The organism is Algoriphagus boseongensis (genome assembly GCF_004362805.1).
Classification (GTDB): domain Bacteria; phylum Bacteroidota; class Bacteroidia; order Cytophagales; family Cyclobacteriaceae; genus Algoriphagus; species Algoriphagus boseongensis.
The window spans coordinates 1-1274 of sequence record NZ_SNYF01000002.1; the positions used below are offsets into that span (position 1 = coordinate 1).

A 1274-nucleotide genomic window follows, 5' to 3' on the forward strand; every position below is an offset into this window, starting at 1 on the left:
TGTATCGTCCTAAATAGAGTTGACCGTTTTGAAGTTGGTTTTGGTTAGAATTTGATTTTGTTCAAAGTGATCTGGTGTTAAACCTCCCAGACTTTGGTGAGGCTTCTCTTGGTTGTACATTTTAACTGCCTTTGCTGCTTTATTTTCAAGCTCTTTGAATGTCACAGGATGATATCCATAAAGGTAGTCATTCTTGATAGTCCTGTTTAATCGCTCTGCTTTAGGATTTTCGTAAGCTGTTTTACCCATGCTGTTTTGGAATTGCTTGTGGGTTAAGGCAATGAATTGTTTGCAATAATACTGACCTCCTCCATCTGAGTGGAAAATAGGTTTCGCCCCTTTGGGCAAACATTTCAAGGCCATTCTAAGTGCGGGAACAGTAGTGTCTTCAGCCCGGAGTGTCTTGCTGATCTGATAGCCTTTTATTTTCCTGCTGTAGGCATCCATAATCAGGGTCAAATAGGCAAACTTGCCGTTAAGCTCGTAATAGGTGATGTCACTTACCCAAGCCTGGTTGACATGTGTCAACTCCATGCCCTCCATCAGGTTGGGGAAACGGATCACCCCGCTGCTATCGGTTGTCCTCCGGAAGTTCCTTTTGGGTGCAAGCATAAAGCCACTTTCTCTGTACCATCCCAAAAATCGATCCCTGCCCATAAAACTGGGACTGATCTTTTTGTACAGGTTCTTTCCGCCCATTCTGGGATGATCCACCCGCAGCTGGGAGATCAGTTCGCAGAGCTGTTCCTGATGCACTTCTTTGGACTGCTGACGACGGACCCATTGATGCACATTTTGCTTGGTTGTTTCCAAAACCCGGTAAAGCTCATTCATTTTCCAGGAGTGTTTTTGCCTGTTGGCCCTAAAACATTCGATGGAGAGGTGCCAAGTTTTTTTTTGATGTCAATTTTATACATCTCCTCTGCGATCTCTATTTGCTTTTCCCGAAACTCAAGCAGAATCTGCTTCTGGCCAACCAGACGCTCCAATTCCTGAATCTTTCTGGTATCACTCATAAGTTCGATGATCTGGCGAATTTGCTTTTTACGGTGGACAGAGTATTTATAAAGCCATTTGTAGACCGCTGCGCGGGTCACACCATAGACTTTACTCACCTCCATCACTGTAGTTAAATTACGCTCAATTTCCCGGACTTTTTCCTGCTTGAAAGACTCACTGAAATGACGGACTGGTTGATGCGATTGATGTTGATTTTCCATGTCTTGAAAGTTGTGTAACTCTCAAAAACGGTCAATCTATTTTAGACCTTTACA

General features: G+C 43.6%; 2 protein-coding genes. Both read right to left on the reverse strand.

Annotated elements, in window-relative coordinates; translation table 11 throughout:
• Nucleotides 1-9 precede the first annotated feature (9 nt).
• On the reverse strand, nt 10-834 hold the full coding sequence (locus DFQ04_RS00020; protein WP_133551437.1) for an IS3 family transposase: 825 nt from the start codon (nt 832-834) through the stop codon (nt 10-12).
• Complete coding sequence (locus DFQ04_RS00025) at nt 831-1220, reverse strand: transposase (protein WP_133551439.1); 390 nt, start codon at nt 1218-1220, stop codon at nt 831-833. Before DFQ04_RS00025 ends, DFQ04_RS00020 begins: the two co-directional genes overlap by 4 nt.
• Between the last annotated feature and the right edge of the window lie 54 nt (nt 1221-1274).